Here is a 19,708-nt window from a genome sequence, read left to right as displayed (position 1 = left end):
TGCCGTTGATGTCCTGGAACGCCCCGGCCGGGATGCTGACAGTGTTCCCGCTGACCGGGTTGAGCGGCGCGCCGTCTCCGTTGCCCTTGATGATCACGCCGCCGCCCGCGTCGTTGCCGCTGGGGTAGTAGACCAGCACGTCCTGTTCGGTGCCGCCGGTGAACCGTCCGGCGACGACCGCCGAGCCGTCGAAGTCCGACGGCGAGCCGTTGGCGTTGAAGCCGTTGCCGTTGACGCCGATGTCCGTCGGCGCGGTGCTGACGTGTCCATCACCGGTACCGGGGGCCAGCCACAGACCTGAGGGAAGCCCGTTCTGGGCGCCGACGGTGAGCAGGTCGGGGATGCCGTCGCCGGTCAGGTCGCCGTCGGCCTGATGGGTCGTCGGCGCGGCGGAGTTGAAGGCAATGGTCGCCGTCCCGCCGAAGTTGCCTCCCGCGGACATGCTGGTGACCGACAGGGTGTTGGTGCGGCTGGTCGGGGTGACCGTGATGGTGGCGTTGCCGGAGGCGTCAGCGGTGCCGTGTTCTCTGGCTGGTCGTGATGCCCGTCATGCCCGCGGTGTTCGCGTACGGCGTCGGCGAGTTCCTCGTCGTCCTGACCGTTCGCGAATCCGCCGCCGAAGCAGGCGCTCGCCGCCGGCTGGAGAAGCACCCCTCCGCAACATGACGACGAGCACACCGGTTGTTGTCCACGTAATCGTGGGCCGGCTCGACACGGAGCTGAAGCCGTTCGGCGATGTCCCGGCAGATGTGTTCCTGCCGGTCGACTCCGGTCCGATCTTCGTCCTTGGCCTGCGAGATACGGCAGTGGATCGAGGGTTGATGATGCACGCCGGGTAGTCGGGTAGTTGACAGTGAGAAGCGCTGGGCAGCAATGGGACGACAGGGAGCCGTCAATGACCGACAAACCGACCGTCAGTGTTCTGGGCACCGGCATCATGGGGGCCGCGATGGCCCGCAACCTGTGCCGTGCCGGGCTGGGCGTGCGCGTCTGGAACCGCACCCGTGAGAAGGCCGAGCCGCTCGCCGCCGACGGCGCACGGATCGCCGGCACACCCGCGGAGGCCGTCGAGGGCGCCGACGTCGTCCTGACGATGCTGTACGACGGCAACACCGTCCTGGACGTCATGCGCGAGGCCGCGCCGGCGCTGCGGCCCGGCACGGTGTGGGCGCAGTGCACCACCGCCGGGATCGACCTGGTCACCGACCTGGCCGCCTTCGCCGGCGAGCACGGACTCGTCTTCTACGACGCACCCGTCCTCGGTACCAGGCAGCCCGCCGAGGCCGGTCAGCTGACCGTGCTGGCCGCCGGGCCGGAGGAGGGGCGGCGGACGGTCGCGCCCGTCTTCGACGCGGTCGGCGCCAAGACCATGTGGACCGGGAACGACGGCGGCGCGGGCAGCGCCAGCCGGCTGAAGCTGGTCGCCAACAGCTGGGTGCTGGCGGCCACCGCGGCGGCCGGCGAGGTACTCGCCCTCTCCCGGGCCCTCGGCGTGGATCCGCAGGGTTTCTTCGACCTCATCGAGGGCGGTCCGCTCGACATGGGGTACCTGCGCGCGAAGTCCGCGCTGGTGCTCGACGGCAGGCTGACCCCGCCGTCGTTCGCGGTGGCCACCGCGGAGAAGGACGCCCGGCTCATCGTCCAGGCGGGGGAGCGGGGCGGGGTACGGCTCGACGTCGCCGCCGCGGCCGCGGAACGGTTCGCCCGCGCCGCCGCCCAGGGGCACGCGGACGAGGACATGGCCGCCGCGTACTTCGCCAGCTTCGAGGACGAGGCGTCGACATGACGGGCCGGGGTGCCGGGGCGCACCCTGGAAGCAAGGGTTTTCGGAGGTGATCGTCATGATGCACACCACTGTGGGATGGCACGTGGAGCTGGAGTTCAAGGAGGATGATCAGCACACGAAGGCGGCGGCCCTGGTGCGCTTGCCCGACGGAAGCGAGGTGCGGGCGCACGGCCACGCGACCCGGCACCGCGTCGACGCCAACCAGCCCAGGGTCGGCGAGGAGATAGCCGGCGCACGTGCCCTCAACGAACTGGCCATGCAGTTGCTGACCAAGGCCCACGACGAGATCGACGCGGCGTCCGGGCGCACCTCGCACACGATCAACGTCTGACACCGCCGTACACGGCGCGCACGGCGCACGACGCGCCCTATGCGAGCGCCGTGCGCACCGCCCGTACCAGCGCCTGCGCCCGCGGGTCCGCCGTCACGCCCTTCCGGAAGCCGTTGGTGACATAGCCGAAGGCGATGCCGGTCTCCGGGTCGGCGAACGCGAGGGGGCCGCCCCGGCCCGGGTGGCCGAAGGAAGTGGGGGAGAGCAGCGGGGACGCGGCGCCGTGCAGCATGTAGCCGAGGCCGAACCGGGTGCCGACCACCAGGACCCGGTCCGGTCCCGCGGACTGCTCGGCGCGCGCCAGTTCCCTCGTCTCCGGGGTGAACAGCCGGCTCCCGCCGTCCACCTCGCCGATGAGCGAGGCGTAGATGCGGGCCAGCCCGTCGGCGGTGGCGATGCCGTTGGAGGCGGGCAGGGCGGCCGCGCGGTAGGCGGGGTCGTTCTCGTCGGGCAGCGGGGTGATCGCGGCGAAAGCGCGCCGGGTCAGCGAGTCCGGGTCGGCGTAGGCCTCGGCCACCGCGCGCTTGGGGCGGGTCCTCAGGCCGCCGACGGCCTCGGGCGCCTCGACCGGTCCGACGCGTCCCACGCGCGCGTGCTCCGACTCCGGCAGGCCGAGCCACAGCTCCGCGCCGACGGGACGCGCGATCTCGTCCGCGATCCACGCGCCGGCCGGCCGGCCGGTGATCCGCCGGATCAGCTCGCCGGTGAGCCAGCTGTAGGTCTGGGCGTGGTAGCCGTGGTCCGTGCCCGGCTCCCACACCGGCGCCTGCGCGGCGATCACCGCGGCGCCCAGGTCGGGGTCGGCGGCCTCGGCGGGGGTCAGCGGGCGGTCCAGCACGGGCACGCCGGCGCGGTGGGCGAGGAGGTGCCGGACGAGGGTGTGCTCCTTGCCGGCCGCCTTGTACTCGGGCCAGTACGTGCCGACGGGGGCGTCCAGGTCCAGCTCGCCACGCTGGTGCAGGAGCAGCAGCGCGGCGGCGGCGACGCCCTTGGTGGCGGAGTGCACGATCTGCGCGGTGCCGGGCTCCCAGGGCGCCGTACCGTCCACATCCCTGGTGCCGGCCCACAGGTCGACGACCTTGTGCCCGTCGCGGTACACGGCGACGGCCGCGCCGCGCTCCCCGAGCAGCGCGAAGTTCGCTGCGAACGCCTCCCTGACCGGCTCGAAGCCCTCGGCCACTGCGCCGTTCACGTCCACGCCCGCCCGTCCTTTCGATCACTGTCCATCGCCTGCGACAGTGCGTGCAACGCCGGCTGTGCGCCTGTGATTCCTCGGTGGGATCAGCCCAGCAGGATCGTTACATCGATGTTGCCGCGCGTGGCGTTGGAGTACGGGCAGACCTCGTGCGCCGCGTCCACCAGCCGGGCCGCCATGTCCGGGTCCAGCACGGGCAGGGAGACGCTGAGGGCGACCGCGAGGCCGTAGCCGCGGTGCCTGTTCGGGCCGATGCCGACCTTGGCAGCCACCGTGGAGCCGGTCAGGTCGTAGCCCTCGCGGTTGCCGACCAGGATCAGCGCGTTGTGGAAACAGGAGCTGTAGCCGGCCGCGAACAGCTGTTCCGGGTTGGTGCCGTTGCCGTCGCCACCCAGCTCGTGAGGCATCGCGACCTTCAGCTCGATCCGGCCGTCCTGGCTGGTGACGTAACCGTCACGGCCGCCGTGGGCGGTGGCCTCGGCGACGTACATGATCTTCGTCGGACGGGTGTCGACAGCGGTGTCCTCGGTCATGGCCGGCCTCCCCCGGAACAAGTGGCGCACAAGTACATCGCGCACAAGGTACTGGCTGGTAGGTCAGCAGCGGGCGCCAGGGGGTGGCAACCGTGGGTAACCCGAGATCAGCGGTCGGCCGCCGCGTCGGCACGCTCGGTGAGGCTCCACAACGCCTCACGCAACCGTGCGACCTCCTGCGCGCCGAGGCCCGTCGTGGTGAGGAGCGCGCCGGGTACGCGCGTCGCGCGCTCCCTGAGTTCCTCACCGCGCCCCGTGCACGCGACGAGCACCGAGCGCTCGTCGCCGGCCGCGCGCTCCCTGCGCACCAGACCCGCCCCCTCCAGCCGCTTCAGCAACGGCGAGACGGTCCCGTAGTCCAGGCGCAGGGCGCACGCCAGTTCCTTCACGCTGGTCTCGCCGCGCTCCCACAGCACCAGGAGCACGAGGTACTGCGGGTAGGTGAGTCCGAGGTCGTCCAGAAGCGGACGGTATGCGGCGGTCACCGCCCGCTGCGCGGCGTACAGCGCGAAGCACAGCTGGTCGTCCAGCAGCAGCGACCCTTCGGTGGCGCGGTCCTCGTTCGTCACGCGCCCATTGTCACGGACTCCGGATCGGACGCGGCTCCAGGGCGCATGCGAGGAGATCGACCCCGCCACCCACGGCGCGCGCAGGGAGGTGCGCGCCGTCATGGGCGCCGTGGGCGCTCCACACGGGCGCCGGAGCGTCCGCCAGTGCGCCGTTCACGCGCAACGCGAGCCGCTGCCCCAGGCCGCGCACGCCACCTCGCCGTGGCGCAAAACGGAAAATATGGGACATTAGAGAAGAAAAGGAAGCCTGGCTTCCGTATCGGTGACTCAGCGTGAAAGGTCTGTCCGATGTCTGTGGTCGAGCAGTACGCACGCGCCCATATCGTCACGGACGAGGAGGACCCGGGGGCCGTACCGGTGGTGCTGCGGTACGACCCCGATTCCGATCCACGGTCGGTCCGGGTCGGCCTGCCGGGCCCGCACGAATGGACCTTCTCGCGCGCGCTGCTCGAACGAGGTCTGCGGGCACCGGTGGAGAGCGGCGCGGTACGGGTGTGGCCGTGCGGACGCGTTCAGGCCGTTGTCGAGTTCCACTCCGACAACGGTGTCGAGGTGGTCCAGTTCGATTCGAAGGCGCTGGTGAGATTTCTGCGCCGGACGTACACGGCGGAGCCGGTACGGACCTGATCAGCCGCCCATCTTCAGCAGGGCCGCCACGATCGGCCCGGCCGTGTCGCCACCATGGCCGCCCGCCTGGACCACACCCGCGGCGGCGAGATCGCCCTTGTAGGCGGTGAACCAGCCGTTCGGCTTCTTCTGCCCGTCGACCTCGGCCGAGCCCGTCTTGGCGCCGTAGTCGCCGCTCATGCCCGCCATCGCCTTGGCCGCCGTGCCGTAGTCCGCCGTGAACCGCATGACGTCCTTCAGCTGGGACTGCGTGGTCGCGGACATGGTGCGCGCGGCCTTCGCCAGCGTGCGGTTGTCCACCGAGGGGGACACCAGGTACGGCTGGTGGAAGGCGCCCGACTCCACCGTGGCCGCCACCGACGCCATGTTCAGCGGGTTCATGCGCACGCCGCCCTGCCCGATCAGCGAGGCGCCCATCTGCGCGCCGCTCTGCACCGGGACGGAGCCGTCGAAGGACGGGACGCCGATGGCCCAGTTGTCCATGGAGAGGCCGTAGACCTGCTGCGCCTCCTTCGTCAGGTCGCCGGCGGACAGCTTCGGCGCGAAGTCGATGAAGGCGTTGTTGCAGGAGGCTCCGAAGCTCTGCTTGAACGTGCCCTTCTTGATCTCGGAGTCGCCGTCGTTGTGGAACGTCCAGCCGGCCAGCTTGTACGTCTTGGGGCACGGGTGCGAGGCGTCCGGCGTGATGAGCTTCTTCTCGAACAGCATCGTCGACGTCACGATCTTCATCGTGGAGCCGGGCGCGAGGGAGCCCTGGAAGCCGACGTTGAAGCCGTGGTCCGTGTTGGCGACCGCGAGGATCTCGCCGGTCGAGGGCCGTACGACGACCACGGACGCCCGTGCCTGCTTGGCCACCTGCTGCTCGGCCGCCGCCTGGAAGGTGGGGCTCAGCGTCGTCTTCACCGTGCCCGGCGTGCCCTTGCTCAGCTCCACCAGCGTCTTGTCGGACATGCCGGCCTTCTGCGAGGCCTTGCCGCGTACCACGCGCAGCTCGATGCCGGCCTTGCCGCCCGCCGTCTTGCCGTACTTCTGCCGCAGCCCGTCCAACACCGCGCCCAGCGACGGGTACTTGGCGGTCGTCAGCTCGCCGCCGTCACGGTCCAGCGCCTTGACCGGCGGGGTGCCGGACTCGCCGGTGACGAGCGTGTCGCCGTCCCTGAGGTCCGGTTGGACGACCGCGGAGTGCCAGTCGACCACCGGCGCGCCGTCGCTCGCCCGGCGCACCACGGTGAGCGAACTGCCGTACGCCAGCGGCTTGCCGAGGTTCTGGTACGACACCGTCGCCTTGACGGAGAACGGCACCTTGGCGCCCGTGGGCGTGCCGGCGGTGAGCGTGACGCCCTTCAGGTGGGCGTCCTTGGTGAAGCCGGTCAGCAGCCCGGTCGCGGCGGTGGCGTCGTCGGTGGCTGCGGCCGCCTCGCCGATCCTGCCCTGCTGCCACGCGGTGAGGAAGCGGGTGGAGGCCGTGCGGACCTCGGCGGCGCTGAGCGGTCCGGTCTTGACGTTCTTGTGGCCGGCCGAGGCGGACGTTCGCTCGTCGGCGGCCGCACCGTCGTTGGTCAGCGCGTAGACGGCGAACCCGGCGCCGCCGACGACCAGGGCGATCACCCCGCCGATCACGGCGGGCCCGGTCGTCCTCCGTCGCTCGGCGACGTGCCTTCTCTTGCCCACAGCCTCAGTTCCTCCGTGTCTTCCCCGGGGTCCCCGTAGCCCTCACACTCCCCAACGACGGCACTCACCTTAAGGTCCCCGCCTCGGAGGGTGATCCCGGAGGCGAATCCGTAGCACGCTTGCGACAATCAGCCCGGGCGAGCGCCCCGGCACACGCGCGTGCACGAACGCCCCCCCCACGCGCGCGTGGGGGACAGCGGCCCGCGCCAGCAAGCTGCCGGCCGGTCTCGACGGAGCTTCGCCCGGCTAGACCCAGGTGTCCAGCCACATCCGCGACCGCCAGGAGTCGATCGGGATCGCGGTGCCCGTGTACAGCGGCCAGAAGTAGATGAAGTTCCAGGCGATCAGCAGGACCAGGACGCCCGCCGCCGACGCGCCGATCAGGCGGCGGGTGTCGGAGGAGCCCGGTGGGCCGACGATCGCGCCGATCAGCATCGCCACCGCCAGGCACAGGAACGGCAGGAAGACGACCGCGTAGAAGAGGAAGATCGTCCGCTCCTGGTACAGGAACCACGGCAGATACCCCGCCGCGATCCCGCACGCGACGGCACCGGCCCGCCAGTCCCGGCGGAACGCCCACCGCCACAGCACGTACAGGATCGCGAAACAGGCAGCCCACCACAGCAGCGGAGTGCCGATCGCCAGCACCTCACGGGCGCACTTCTCGCCCGCGTTCGCCGGACAGCCGTCGGCGCCGGGGTTCGGGGACTCGTAGAAGTACGACACCGGGCGGCCCAGCACGATCCAGCTCCACGGGTTGGACTGGTAGGTGTGCGGGGAGGTCAGGCCGACGTGGAACTTGTAGACCTCGTGCTCGTAGTGCCACAGGCTGCGCAGCCAGTCCGGCAGGAAGGTCCAGCTGCCGCCCCTGCCGTCGGTGGCCGCCCAGTTGCGGAAGTAGCCGCCGGTGCCGTCCGTCGGAGAGAGGATCCAGCCGGTCCAGGAGGCCAGGTAGACGGCGATCGCCACCGGAACCGTCGCCAGGAAGGCGATGCCCGTGTCGTACTTCAGCGCCGCCGCGTACGGGTGCTGCGCGCCGGCGGTCCTGCGGGCGCCCACGTCCCACAGCACCGCCATCACACAGAACGCCACCAGGATGTACAGGCCGTTCCACTTGGTGGCGACGGCCAGGCCCAGCATCAGCCCGGCCGCCCAGCGCCAGGGACGCAGGCCGAAGCGGAAGGTATCGGCGACATGCTCGTCCGGGCGGACGCGGCCGTCGGCGTCCACGGGCAGGGCCGCGGCCAGCCTCTCCCGTGACCGGTCCCGGTCGAGGACCAGGCAGCCGAAAGCGGCCACCACGAAGAACATCAGCACGCCGTCGAGCAGCGCGGTCCGGCTCATCACGAAGTGCAGGCCGTCCACCGCCATCAGGGCGCCCGCGAGGCAGCCGAGGAAGGTCGAGCGGAACAGGCGGCGCCCGATCCGGCACAGCAGCAGGACGGAGAGCGTGCCCAGCAGCGCGGTCATGAACCGCCAGCCGAACGGGTCGAACCCGAACATCAGCTCGCCGAGCCCGATGACGTACTTGCCGACCGGCGGATGCACGACGTACGCCGCGTCCGTGGGGATCGCGAGATGGCCATGCGTCTGCAGCACCAGGTCGTTGGCGTTCTTGTCCCAGTTGACCTCGTACCCGCGGTGGACGAGCGCCCAGGCGTCCTTGGCGTAGTACGTCTCGTCGAATATCACCGCGCGCGGGCTGCCCAGGTTCCAGAACCGCGTCAGGCCCGCCATCAGCGTCACCAGCAGCGGACCGCCCCAGCCCGCCCAGCGGGTGATCCGGTCGGCGAGGACCGGTGGCACGCCGAGCACCTGCCACAGCCGGGGGGCCGGCTCGGCGTACGGCGGCACCAGCCGGTCGCGTACGCCGCCCGAGGGCGCGTTCCCTGCCGGTACGTACCCGAATCGGCGCAGCCGCTGCTGCCACGACGGTCGCTGGTCGTGCGGCGCCTGGCCCTGCCGGAGGTCCATGGAGGACGCGGTACTGGTCACCCGCGCCATGGTAGGGAACCGTTCTGTGCGAGTCCCGTGCATGTGGGGTACCGGTCGGGATGCGGTCGTCCTTCCGCCGTCATCGTCGGCGGGGCTGTCAGTGGTTCCTGCGAGGATGGGGAGCGTGACTGGAACCCTTGTCCTCGCAGGTACCCCCATCGGCGACATCGCGGACGCGCCGCCCCGGCTGGCCGAGGAGCTCGCCGGCGCCGACGTGGTCGCCGCCGAGGACACCCGGCGGCTGCGCCGGCTCACCCAGGCCCTCGGCGTCACGCCCAAGGGCCGCGTCGTGTCGTACTTCGAGGGCAACGAGTCCGCCCGTACGCCGGAGCTGGTCGAGGAGCTGCTCGGCGGCGCGCGCGTGCTGCTCGTGACCGACGCCGGGATGCCGTCCGTCTCCGACCCGGGCTACCGGCTGGTCGCGGCCGCCGTGGCGAAGGACATCCGGGTCACCGCCGTACCGGGGCCGTCCGCCGTGCTGACCGCGCTCGCGCTGTCCGGGCTGCCCGTCGACCGTTTCTGCTTCGAGGGCTTCCTGCCGCGCAAGGCAGGCGAGCGCCTCTCCCGGCTCCGGGAGGTCGCCGCCGAGCGGCGCACGCTGGTCTACTTCGAGGCCCCGCACCGGCTCGACGACACCCTCGCCGCCATGGCCGAGGTCTTCGGCGCGGACCGGCGGGCCGCCGTGTGCCGGGAGCTGACCAAGACGTACGAGGAGGTACGGCGCGGCCCGCTGGCCGAGCTGGCGCGATGGGCCGCGGAGGGGGTCCGCGGGGAGATCACCGTGGTGGTCGAGGGGGCGCCGGAGGCCGGGCCGGAGGAACTCGACGCGGAGGAGCTCGTGCGCCGGGTACGCGCGCGTGAGGAGGCGGGGGAGCGGCGCAAGGAGGCGATCGCGGCGGTGGCCGTGGAGGCGGGGGTGCCGAAGCGGGTGGTTTTCGATGCGGTGGTTGCAGCGAAGAGCTCCGACGGGGGAGCCGGGGCCCGGTAGCGCCGCCGGGCCGGGGATTCGTGGCGGGGTGCGGGAGCGTCGTGGCGGGTCGCGCCCACGCGGCGGAGCCGCAGGTCGATACGGGCCCGCGCCCCTCGGGCGCTGCCCCGGCCCGCGCCGACAACCCCTCTGAGCAGGGCTGTTCTCGGGTGAGCGAGTGGGCCATGGGACGGCAAAGGGCTGTCGCCGATGGCAAAGGGAAACGGGGCCGGTCGGGGGCTTTTCTGCAAGGAAGACTCAAATCGCCTCCAACACTCGACAGCCCTGGTGCGTTCGCGCTGGTGAAGGCGTCCACTGGTTGAAGAGACGCCCCGTTTGCGGGGCCTTTGTCCAGCGGACAAGAGGAGCTGGCATGAGCGAGATCGCAGGGCGGACCGGCCTCCGTGGCACGCCCACAGCCGTCGTTCACGAGTCGTATTCGTTCGCCTGTATGCGATGCGGGCACGGCTGGGAGCAGTCGTACGAGATAGAGCACCACGTGGACGCCGACGGGCACGAGTTCGTGCGGTACGTGGCCGGCGGCCGGGTCGTGCCGTCGCCGCTGAGCCGGCCCAGCTGCCACAACTGCGACGGCCACGTCGTGCGGATCATGCGCGCGGGCCAGGTCTCGTCGGTGCGCGGCACCGCCGAGCGGCACCACGCCGTGCCGCAGGCGGGCCCGGTCGAGGCGCCCGTGGTGCCCGCGGAGACGGGGGAGCCCGCGAGGGCCGGGGAGTCCGGGGAGCCGCACCACTGGCACCTGTCCGATCTCCTGCACCCGTTCCATCGCAAGGCCGGCTGAGCGGATCGCCTGCCGGTGCGGGCATGCCCCTTTCGTAGGATCGGGGCATGCCTTCGAACGCCGGCCAGACCTCCAAGGGCGACAAGAACGCCGCACCGCCGCTTCCGCCGCCGCTGCGGGTTCCGGTCGCCGACTCGCACACCCACCTCGACATGCAGTCCGGCACGGTCGCGGACGGCCTCGCGAAGGCCGCGTCGGTCGGTGTGACGACGGTCGTGCAGGTCGGCTGCGACATCAAGGGCTCTCAGTGGGCCGCGGAAATCGCCGCTACCCACGACAGTGTCCACGCCGCCGTCGCCCTCCACCCCAACGAGGCCCCGCGCATCGTGCACGGCGACCCCGACGGCTGGTCGCGGCAGGGCGCCCGGGAGCCGGGCGGTCAGGCGGCGCTGGACGAGGCGCTCGCGGAGATCGACCGGCTCGCCGGGCTGCCCCAGGTGAGGGGCGTCGGCGAGACGGGCCTGGACTACTTCCGCACCGGCCCCCAGGGCAAGGCGGCCCAGGAGCGGTCCTTCCGCGCCCACATCGAGATCGCCAAGCGGCACGGCAAGGCGCTCGTCATCCACGACCGGGACGCGCACGCCGACGTCCTGCGCGTCCTGAAGGAGGAGGGCGCCCCCGAGCGCACCGTCTTCCACTGCTACTCCGGCGACGCCGAGATGGCGGAGATCTGCGCCCGTGAGGGCTACTTCATGTCCTTCGCCGGCAACGTCACCTTCAAGAACGCCCAGAACCTCCGGGACGCGCTCGCCGTCGCCCCGCTGGAGCTGGTCCTCGTGGAGACCGACGCGCCCTTCCTGACCCCGGCGCCGTACCGCGGGCGCCCCAACGCGCCGTACCTGATCCCCGTCACGGTGCGCGCGATGGCCGCCGTGCGCGGCATCGACGAGGACGCGCTGGCGACGGCCCTCGCCGTCAACACCGCCCGCGCCTTCGGCTACTGAGGCTGCTGAGACTCATGTGTCTCCAGTTCTGAGTCTGCATCTGCTGTTCTGGTGAGTCGCCTGTTCGGGCACTGGGCGCGCGCTCGACGGGCAACAGTGCGTAGCCGTGCCGCTTTGGAGAGTGACGACCGCTCCGCTAGGTTCTGGGGGCCCGATCCGGACCCCTCTGCCCTCTGGAGCGTGTCGGCGTGAGCAAGTCGCAGTACGAGGCGTTCGAGGCCTACGAGCCGTACTGGCCGTACGAAACGTTCGAGCCCTACGGCTCGTACGGGCCATACGGGCCATACGAGCCGTACGGCCCCGACACCTCCGTGCACACGGCGGAGACCCTGTCGTACGGCGGGTACGGGCCATACGGACCGTACGGCCCCTATGAGCTGTACGAGGACACCTACCGGCCCGCATACGAGGCGCAGGCCCATTTCGTCGCCGATCCGGTGCTGCCGCGGCAGGGCGGGAGCGGCGTGCCATGGGCCGGGAGCGCGCAGGATGCCGGTGGTGCGGGAGGCCCGCAGGCCGGCGGGGACATGCAGGCCGCCGGGGGCACGCAGACCGCCGGGGGCGCGGCGGGCGTCGCCGGTGCGCCGGGCGTCGCTGGCGCGGGAGGCGTGCGGGACGTGGGGGGCGCGGGCGGCCCGCTGGATGCGCCGGGCGTGCTCGGCGAGGAAGGGGAGTGCGGCGCCGGGGTGTCCGCCGGTGTGAGCGGGCGGGCCGATCGCCGGCGCAAGGCGCGCTGCGCCGAGCGCCCGGAGTCCGCCGTGCGCCGCCTGCTGCCGCAGGCGCTGGTCGTGGCCTTCCTCGCTGGCGGCACCACCGCGTTCGTCGCCAAGGACAAGGCGGTCGAGCTGACCGTCGAGGGCAAGCAGCGCACCCTCCACACCTTCGCCGACGACGTGCGCGGGCTGCTCGCCGAGGAGGGCGTGCGGGTGGGGGCGCACGACATGGTCGCGCCCGCCCCCGGCAAGGCGCTCACCAGCGGTGACGCGGTCGCCGTGCGCTACGGGCGCCCCGTCCGGCTCACCCTCGACGGCCAGCGGCGCGAAGTGTGGACGACGGCGCACACGGTGGCAGGCGCGCTGGACGAGCTGGGAGTGCGCGCCGAGGGCGCATACCTGTCCGCCTCCGGCTCCCAGACCATCGGACGCGCCGGGCTCGCCCTCGACGTACGCACCGAGCGGGCCGTCACGATCATGGCCGACGGCCGGAGTCGGACCATCCGCACCAACGCGGCCACCGTCCGCGAGGCCGTCGAGGAGGCCGGGATCGGCCTGCAGGGCCAGGACACCACCTCCGTCCCGCTGGACAGCTTCCCGCGCGACGGGCAGACGGTGACCGTGCTCCGGATCAAGGGCTCCCGGGAGGTCCGCGAGGAAGAGATCCCGTTCGATGTCGAGCGCACCGACGACCCCTCCCTCTTCAAGGGCACCGAGGTCGTCACGCAGGTCGGACAGCCCGGGCTGCGCCGCGACACCTATCTGCTGCGCATCGTCAACGGGGTCCGGGAGAAGCCGCGCCGGGAGAAGTCCGAGGTCGTGCGCAAGCCGCGCAAGCAGGTGGTGAAGGTGGGCACCAAGGCGCGGCCGACCTCCGTGAAGGGCGCCGACCACCTGAACTGGCACGGCCTCGCCGCCTGCGAGTCCGGCGGCCGCCCGCACGCGGTCGACCCCTCCGGGACGTTCGGCGGGCTCTACCAGTTCGACATCGGCACCTGGCACGCCCTCGGCGGCAGCGGCCGGCCCCAGGACGCCCCGGTGGAGGAACAGACCTTCCGCGCGAAGAAGCTGTACACGCGCCGGGGGTCCACGCCCTGGCCGAGTTGCGGGGCACGGTTGCACGGCTGACGCGGGGTTCACGGCTGAGCGGGGGCGGTCCCCGGGCCGCGGGCCGTCTGCCGGGTGCGGGCCCCGTGGGGCTGCGACACCGTGCCGGGCCTCGGCACCGGGACGCCTGGCGATCCGGCCGGGCGGGCCCCCGTACCCTTGTCCCGTGAGCAGCCCCACCCCCGACGCCCTCCTCGGTCCCGCCGACATCCGTGAGCTGGCGGCAGCGCTCGGTGTCCGTCCCACCAAGCAGCGCGGCCAGAACTTCGTGATCGACGCCAACACGGTGCGCCGTATCGTCCGCACCGCCGAGGTCCGCCCCGACGACGTGGTCGTCGAGGTCGGCCCGGGGCTCGGCTCCCTCACGCTCGCGCTGCTGGAGGCCGCCGACCGGGTCACCGCCGTCGAGATCGACGACGTGCTCGCCGCGGCCCTGCCCACGACCATCGGGGCGCGCATGCCGGCGCGCGCCGACCGGTTCGCGCTCGTCCACTCCGACGCGATGCACGTCACCGAACTCCCCGGCCCCCCGCCGACGGCGCTGGTGGCGAACCTCCCCTACAACGTCGCCGTGCCCGTGCTGCTGCACATGCTCGACACCTTCCCGAGCATCGAGCGCACCCTCGTCATGGTGCAGTCCGAGGTCGCCGACCGGCTGGCCGCCGCGCCCGGCTCGAAGGTGTACGGCGTGCCGTCCGTGAAGGCGAACTGGTACGCCGAGGTGAAGCGGGCCGGGGCCATCGGCCGCAACGTCTTCTGGCCCGCGCCGAACGTCGACAGCGGGCTGGTCTCCCTCGTCCGGCGGGCCGAGCCGGTCAGGACGACCGCCTCCAAGGCCCAGGTCTTCGCCGTCGTCGACGCGGCCTTCGCGCAGCGCCGCAAGACCCTGCGGGCGGCACTGGCCGGCTGGGCCGGGTCCGCCGCTGCCGCCGAGGCCGCCCTGGTCGCGGCCGGGGTCTCGCCGCGGGCGCGCGGCGAGTCGCTGACGGTGGAGGAGTTCGCGCGGATCGCCGAGCACAAGGACGCGCGGATCGCCGAGCACAAGGACGCGCGGATCGCCGAACCCGACGAGCACAAGGACGCGGGTATCACCGAGCACGAGGAGAGCGGCACGTGAGCGTCACGGTACGCGTCCCGGCCAAGGTCAACGTCCAGCTGGCGGTCGGCGCCGCCCGCCCCGACGGGTTCCACGACCTCGCCAACGTCTTCCTCGCCGTCGGCCTCCACGACGAGGTGATGGTGACCCCGGCCGAGGAACTCCGGGTCACCTGCGAGGGCCCGGACGCCGACCAGGTCCCCCTGGACCGCACCAACCTCGCCGCGCGCGCCGCGATCGCCCTCGCCGCGCGCCGGGGCATCGAGCCGAACGTCCACATCCACATCGCCAAGGACATCCCGGTCGCGGGCGGCATGGCGGGCGGCAGCGCGGACGGCGCGGGCGCGCTGCTCGCCTGCAACACGCTGTGGGGTACGGCGGCGTCGCGGGCCGAGCTTCTCGCCATCTGCGCCGAACTGGGCAGCGACGTGCCGTTCAGTCTGGTCGGGGGCGCGGCTCTCGGCATCGGGCGGGGCGAGCAACTGACCGCCCTCGAGGTCGGCGGCACCTTCCACTGGGTGTTCGCGATGGCCGAGCGGGGCCTGTCGACTCCGGCGGTCTTCCGGGAGTTCGACCGGCTGGCGGAGGGCCGGGAGATTCCCGAGCCGGTGGCCTCGGCGGAGTTGCTGGAGGCGCTGGCGCAGGGGGACGTGGAGGCACTGGCCGCTGCTGTGTCGAACGACCTCCAGCCCGCCGCCCTGTCCCTGTTCCCGGAGCTGGCGGACACGCTGGAGTCGGGGCGCGGGGCGGGGGCGGCTGCCGCGCTGGTCTCCGGTTCCGGGCCTACGACGGCCTTCCTCGCGCATGATGCCGAGACGGCGGAGAAGGTGGCGGAGGTGCTGCGGGCGTCGGGGACGTGCAAGGCGGTGCGGACGGCAGTGGGGCCGGTGGCGGGGGCAACGGTCGTCTGACGGGCTTCGGAGGGCGCCGACGGCGGTCCACCGGCTCACTGGCCCACCGGCTCACTGGGCCGCCGGCCCACTGGCTCACCGTCGATCGGCTCGACGCGCGTCCGGTCGGCTCGACCCGCGTCGTATTCCGCTCATGTCACCACAAAGAGTGACACCTCCCTCGCGCACCGCCTTCACCCCGGCAGGCCCTACGCTAGAAGGCTGACCCACGCGGCGGAGCCGCATGCCGACACAGCCCCGCGCACAGGAGTGAAATGGCCGTCAACCTCGTCAATGTCGAGAACGTCAGCAAGGTGTACGGCACCCGTGCCCTGCTGGACGGCGTCTCGCTCGGCGTGTCGGAAGGGGACCGGATCGGGGTCGTCGGACGCAACGGCGACGGCAAGACCACCCTCGTCCGGATGCTCGCCAAGCTGGAGGAGGCCGACACCGGTCGGGTCACGCACTCCGGTGGGCTGCGCCTCGGCGTGCTCACGCAGCACGACTCCCTCGACCCCGCCGCCACCGTCCGCCACGAGGTCATCGGCGACATGGCCGACCACGAGTGGGCCGGCAACGCCAAGGTCAGGGACGTACTGACCGGGCTGTTCGGGGGACTCGACCTGCCGGGCTTCCCCAAGGGGCTGGACACCGTCATCGGGCCGCTGTCCGGTGGTGAGCGCCGCCGTATCGCGCTCGCCAAGCTGCTCATCGAGGAACAGGACCTGGTCGTCCTGGACGAGCCCACCAACCATCTCGACGTCGAGGGCATCGCGTGGCTCGCGAAGCACCTGCAGAACCGGCGCTCGGCGCTGGTGTGCGTCACCCACGACCGGTGGTTCCTGGACCAGGTGTGTACGCGCATGTGGGACGTGCAGCGCGGTGATGTCTACGAGTACGAGGGCGGCTACTCCGACTACGTCTTCGCGCGTGCCGAGCGCGAGCGGATCGCGGCCACCGAAGAGGTCAAGCGGCAGAACCTGGTCCGCAAGGAGCTGGCCTGGCTGCGGCGCGGGGCCCCCGCCCGTACGTCCAAGCCGCGCTTCCGGGTCGAGGCCGCCAACGAGCTGATCGCGGACGTGCCGCCGCCCCGGGACAGCAGCGAGCTGATGAAGTTCGCCTCCTCGCGGCTCGGCAAGACCGTCTTCGACCTCGAGGACGTCACGGTGCAGGCCGGACCCAAGGTGCTGCTCAAGCACGTCACCTGGCAGCTGGGCCCCGGCGACCGGATCGGTCTCGTCGGCGTGAACGGCGCCGGCAAGACCTCGCTGCTGCGCGCCATGGCCGACGCCGCGCGCACCGAGGGCGAGGAGCAGCCGGCCGGTGGCCGTATCGCCGTCGGCAGGACCGTCAAGCTCGCCTACCTCTCCCAGGAGGTCGCCGAACTCGACCCCGCCTGGCGGGTCCTGGAGGCCGTACAGCAGGTCCGCGAACGCGTCGACCTCGGCAAGGGGCGCGAGATGACCGCCGGGCAGCTGTGCGAGACGTTCGGCTTCAACAAGGAGAAGCAGTGGACGCCGGTCGGTGACCTGTCGGGTGGCGAGCGCCGCCGCCTGCAGCTGCTGCGCCTGTTGATGGACGAGCCCAACGTCCTGTTCCTGGACGAGCCCACCAACGACCTCGACATCGAGACCCTCACCCAGCTCGAGGACGTCCTCGACGGCTGGCCCGGCTCGATGATCGTCATCTCCCACGACCGGTTCTTCGTCGAGCGCACCACGGACCGGGTCTTCGCCCTCCTCGGCGACGGCACGCTGCGGATGCTGCCGCGCGGGATCGACGAGTACCTGGAGCGGCGGCAGCGCATGGAGGAGGCGGTCGCCGCGCAGGCCGCCGCCGCGGCGCCCAAGCCGGCCACCACCGAGAAGAGCGCCGCCGACCAGCGCGCCGCCAAGAAGGAACTCCAGAAGATCGAGCGCCAGTTGGACAAGATCTCCGAGAAGGAGTCCAAGCTGCACGCCCGGATCGCCGAGAACGCCACCGACTTCGCCAAGGTCGCCGACCTGGACGCCCAGTTGCGCGACCTCGCCGGCGAGCGTGAGGAACTGGAACTGCGCTGGCTGGAGTTGGCGGAGGACGCGTAGACGGGAGCCGGGGCGCGCGGGGCACGGGCGCGCGCCCGAGCGTGCGCGCGCCTGACTTGTACGGCGCTCGGGGCGGGGGTGCGCGCGCTGCCAAGTGCGGCGCTCAAGCTGTAGTGCACGCCGCCTTGTACGGCGCTCGGTCCGGTCGCGCGCACTGCCGAGCGCGGCGCTTGGTGCGGTCGTGAGCGCTGCCAGGTACGGCGCTCGCAACCGGCGCACGCCCCTCGTTGTGTAACCCGCGCCCCGAGCCCCGCGCCCTCGCCCCCGCTCACGCCCACCCCCCGGCGTGAACCAGCCACCCTGCGCGCCCACTTCAGCACCCCACACCCCACCGCGCCGGCGCCCGTCCCCGGCGCGCGGTGCTGTCGCGTGCGCTGCGTGAAGGGGGCGTGAAGGCGCGTAACGGCGGCATCACGGGCTGGTCGTCCCTTGGGAACAGCGGCGGAACCGAGCCCGTGGGCTGTCGGTACCGGGTGATAGAAAGAGCCGTCTGAGAACTGTCTGAGTAACGACCCAGGGGCCGTCGAGAACCTCAGGGCGTGGCGAAAAATCAGTGAACGAGGGGGAAGACCGCTGATGACCCAGCCGCCCAGCCAACCGCCGCAGGGCGGATTCGGGGCGCCGCAGGACCGGCCACCGCAGGGTGGCGGTTTCGGCGCCCCGCAGCCGCCACCGGCCCAGGGCGGTTTCGGCGCCCCGCAGGGCACCCCGGGCATACCTCCCACGCCCCCGCCGCCGGCCCAGCCGCCCGCCGTCCCGCCGCAGCCGCCCCAGCCGGGCTACGGATACCCCCAGCAGCCGGGGCCGTACGGCGCCCCCACCGCGCCCGGCACCCCGGGCCCCTACGGACATCCGCAGCAGCCCGGCCCCTACGGGGCGGCGCCCCAGCCCGGTTTCGGCCAGCCGCAGCAGCCGCCGTACCCGGGTGTGCCCGGTGCCGCGCCCGGCGGGCAGTCCAGGGCGAGGACCGCGCTGATCGTCGGTGCCGCGGCGGCCGCGCTGCTCGTCATCGGCGGCACGGTGTACGCGGTCACGGGCGGGGACGACGGCGGCAAGAAGAAGCCGGTCGCCCAGCACAGCGACGATCCCAGGCCGCCCGCCTCCGCCTCGCCGAGCGCGTCGGGCGGCGGCGGTGACGACCCGGAGAACCTCAACGCGGGCCGCAAGGCCGGTGAGGCGAAGGTGCTCTGGTACAAGTCGGCACCGGACGCCCCCGGTTCGGGCGCCGACGCGCCCGGCATGTGGGTCACCGGCAAGGCTGTGGTGAAGGCGGCGTACCAGCAGGTCTTCGGCTACGGCGTCGGCGACGGCAGGCCCGCCTGGAGCCCGATCTCCTTCCCGCAGAAGATCTGCGCCGTCACGCCGCAGAAGTCGGCGGACGACAAGGTCGTCGTGGCGTACATGAGCGGCGCGGGCGACAACGCCGTGTGCAACCAGCTGCAGCAGATCGACCTGGACACCGGCCGGAAGGGCTGGAGCGGCACGGTCGACAAGCGCGGGGCGTTCGACATCCAGGTCGAGATCCACCTGGCCGTCAGCGGCAGGACGCTGATGGTGAGCCGCGTGGGTGCGGGCACGGCGTACGACATCGACAGCGGCAAGAAGCTGTACGAGAAGGGGGAGTACGGCGGTTCGTGCGCTCCGTCCGGGTACGCGGGTGGCGCCGGCCGACTGATCCAGGCGTCCTCCTGCGCCGCGTACGCGCCCAACGAGCACGACGAGATCCAGGAACTGGACCCGGCCACCGGCAGGGTCACGTGGTCCCAGCCGGTCAAGAAGGGCTGGCAGGTGACCAAGGTGTACTCCGTGGACCCGCTCGTGGTGTACCTGACCAACCCGGACAAGAAGGCCTGGAACATCTCCACGTTCACCAAGGACGGCACGTTCCGCTCCGAGGTGAAGGTCGACGAGAAGTTCGCCCCCCGCTGCGGCTTCCTCGACCAGGGTCTGGAGGGCTGTCAGGGCGTCGTGGCCGACGCCGACACGCTGTACCTGCCGACGGACAGCACGAACAGCGCCAACGAGGTCGTCGCCGTCAGCCTCGTCACCGGCAAGGCGAAGTGGCGGGCCAGGTCCCCGGCCGACGAGCCGATGTATCCGATGAAGGCCGACGGCGGCAAGCTCGTCGCCTATGTGCAGCCGTCGTACGACGCGGGCGGCCAGGTGGTGTCGATCCCGGCCTCCGGTTCCTCCCACACGCCCACCAAGCTGCTGCAGAACCCGCAGGGCACCGCCGAGATCGAGGGCACCTTCTTCGACTCCGTCGTGGACTGGGCCGACGGGCGGTTCTTCATCTCCACCGGCCGGCTGTCCGGCGGCGATCAGGCGAAGGAGAAGCTGATCATGGCCTTCGGCAACTGAGCCGCCGTCCCGGCTTCCCGCCCGTACCGGCATCTCC

The 19,708-nt window shown here is 72.2% G+C and carries 17 protein-coding genes and 1 pseudogene; 12 read left to right on the top strand and 6 right to left on the bottom strand.

From position 1 onward, the window contains the following. Positions 1-442, bottom strand: a pseudogene (locus ACWDEN_RS22980) (hypothetical protein); the annotation flags it as partial. A gap of 220 nt (positions 443-662) precedes the next feature. On the opposite strand from ACWDEN_RS22980, the gene ACWDEN_RS22975 reads away from it, so the two are divergent. From ACWDEN_RS22975 to ACWDEN_RS22965, 3 genes are read left to right on the top strand one after another with little or no spacing between them, the layout of a single operon-like run. Continuing rightward, a complete protein-coding gene (locus tag ACWDEN_RS22975; RefSeq protein WP_351614333.1) occupies positions 663-839 on the top strand; it encodes a hypothetical protein in 177 nt (58 codons plus the stop codon). Positions 840-895: 56 nt separating this feature from the next. Continuing rightward, positions 896-1,786 (top strand): NAD(P)-dependent oxidoreductase, encoded by an 891-nt coding sequence (locus ACWDEN_RS22970; protein ID WP_450859995.1) that lies wholly within the window; start codon positions 896-898, stop codon positions 1,784-1,786. A gap of 55 nt (positions 1,787-1,841) precedes the next feature. After that, positions 1,842-2,117, top strand: coding sequence for a DUF1876 domain-containing protein (locus tag ACWDEN_RS22965; protein WP_351614330.1), 276 nt, complete (start codon positions 1,842-1,844; stop codon positions 2,115-2,117). Between the two features lie 37 nt (positions 2,118-2,154). Here the strand turns inward: ACWDEN_RS22965 and ACWDEN_RS22960 are convergent, their stop codons facing one another. The 3 genes from ACWDEN_RS22960 to ACWDEN_RS22950 form a co-directional block, all read right to left on the bottom strand. Continuing rightward, positions 2,155-3,315 (bottom strand): serine hydrolase domain-containing protein, encoded by a 1,161-nt coding sequence (locus tag ACWDEN_RS22960; protein ID WP_351614327.1) that lies wholly within the window; start codon positions 3,313-3,315, stop codon positions 2,155-2,157. A gap of 83 nt (positions 3,316-3,398) precedes the next feature. Next, on the bottom strand, positions 3,399-3,845 hold the full coding sequence (locus tag ACWDEN_RS22955) for an organic hydroperoxide resistance protein (RefSeq protein ID WP_450859994.1): 447 nt from the start codon (positions 3,843-3,845) through the stop codon (positions 3,399-3,401). A gap of 107 nt (positions 3,846-3,952) precedes the next feature. Continuing rightward, complete coding sequence (locus tag ACWDEN_RS22950; RefSeq protein ID WP_351614323.1) at positions 3,953-4,414, bottom strand: MarR family winged helix-turn-helix transcriptional regulator; 462 nt, start codon at positions 4,412-4,414, stop codon at positions 3,953-3,955. Positions 4,415-4,702: 288 nt separating this feature from the next. Here ACWDEN_RS22950 and ACWDEN_RS22945 point away from each other — a divergent pair, with 288 nt between their 5' ends. Next, positions 4,703-5,041, top strand: a complete 339-nt coding sequence (locus ACWDEN_RS22945) for an SsgA family sporulation/cell division regulator (RefSeq protein WP_351614321.1) — start codon at positions 4,703-4,705, stop codon at positions 5,039-5,041. Here ACWDEN_RS22945 and ACWDEN_RS22940 read toward each other — a convergent pair whose 3' ends face one another. Beyond that, positions 5,042-6,712 carry a penicillin-binding transpeptidase domain-containing protein gene (locus ACWDEN_RS22940; protein WP_351614319.1) on the bottom strand — a complete coding sequence of 557 codons (1,671 nt, stop codon included), beginning with the start codon at positions 6,710-6,712 and terminating at the stop codon, positions 5,042-5,044. It abuts the gene before it with no gap. A gap of 246 nt (positions 6,713-6,958) precedes the next feature. Further along, positions 6,959-8,707, bottom strand: coding sequence for a dolichyl-phosphate-mannose--protein mannosyltransferase (locus ACWDEN_RS22935; RefSeq protein WP_450859993.1), 1,749 nt, complete (start codon positions 8,705-8,707; stop codon positions 6,959-6,961). Between the two features lie 124 nt (positions 8,708-8,831). Here ACWDEN_RS22935 and rsmI point away from each other — a divergent pair, with 124 nt between their 5' ends. The 8 genes from rsmI to ACWDEN_RS22895 all read left to right on the top strand — a co-directional run bounded on the left by rsmI (position 8,832) and on the right by ACWDEN_RS22895 (position 19,671). Beyond that, positions 8,832-9,695, top strand: a complete 864-nt coding sequence (gene rsmI, locus ACWDEN_RS22930; protein WP_450859992.1) for a 16S rRNA (cytidine(1402)-2'-O)-methyltransferase — start codon at positions 8,832-8,834, stop codon at positions 9,693-9,695. A gap of 352 nt (positions 9,696-10,047) precedes the next feature. After that, a complete protein-coding gene (locus ACWDEN_RS22925) occupies positions 10,048-10,476 on the top strand; it encodes a hypothetical protein (protein WP_450859991.1) in 429 nt (142 codons plus the stop codon). Positions 10,477-10,523: 47 nt separating this feature from the next. Then, complete coding sequence (locus ACWDEN_RS22920) at positions 10,524-11,420, top strand: TatD family hydrolase (protein ID WP_450859990.1); 897 nt, start codon at positions 10,524-10,526, stop codon at positions 11,418-11,420. A gap of 188 nt (positions 11,421-11,608) precedes the next feature. After that, the gene (locus ACWDEN_RS22915; RefSeq protein ID WP_450859989.1) at positions 11,609-13,261 is read left to right on the top strand and encodes a ubiquitin-like domain-containing protein; all 1,653 of its coding nucleotides are present in this window, start codon (positions 11,609-11,611) and stop codon (positions 13,259-13,261) included. 145 nt (positions 13,262-13,406) lie between these two features. Then, entirely contained in the window at positions 13,407-14,357 is a 951-nt protein-coding gene (gene rsmA / locus ACWDEN_RS22910; RefSeq protein ID WP_450859988.1) for a 16S rRNA (adenine(1518)-N(6)/adenine(1519)-N(6))-dimethyltransferase RsmA, read from the top strand. Beyond that, positions 14,354-15,247 (top strand): 4-(cytidine 5'-diphospho)-2-C-methyl-D-erythritol kinase, encoded by an 894-nt coding sequence (locus ACWDEN_RS22905; protein ID WP_450859987.1) that lies wholly within the window; start codon positions 14,354-14,356, stop codon positions 15,245-15,247. The genes rsmA and ACWDEN_RS22905 overlap by 4 nt, the downstream gene beginning before the upstream one ends. A 254-nt stretch (positions 15,248-15,501) precedes the next feature. Next, entirely contained in the window at positions 15,502-17,310 is a 1,809-nt protein-coding gene (locus ACWDEN_RS22900) for an ABC-F family ATP-binding cassette domain-containing protein (RefSeq protein WP_450859986.1), read from the top strand. 576 nt (positions 17,311-17,886) lie between these two features. Beyond that, positions 17,887-19,671, top strand: a complete 1,785-nt coding sequence (locus ACWDEN_RS22895; protein ID WP_450859985.1) for an outer membrane protein assembly factor BamB family protein — start codon at positions 17,887-17,889, stop codon at positions 19,669-19,671. The last annotated feature ends 37 nt before the right edge of the window (positions 19,672-19,708 follow it).

The organism is Streptomyces sp. NPDC001153 (genome assembly GCF_053598315.1).
This window is presented reverse-complemented; position numbering and strand designations above follow the sequence as displayed.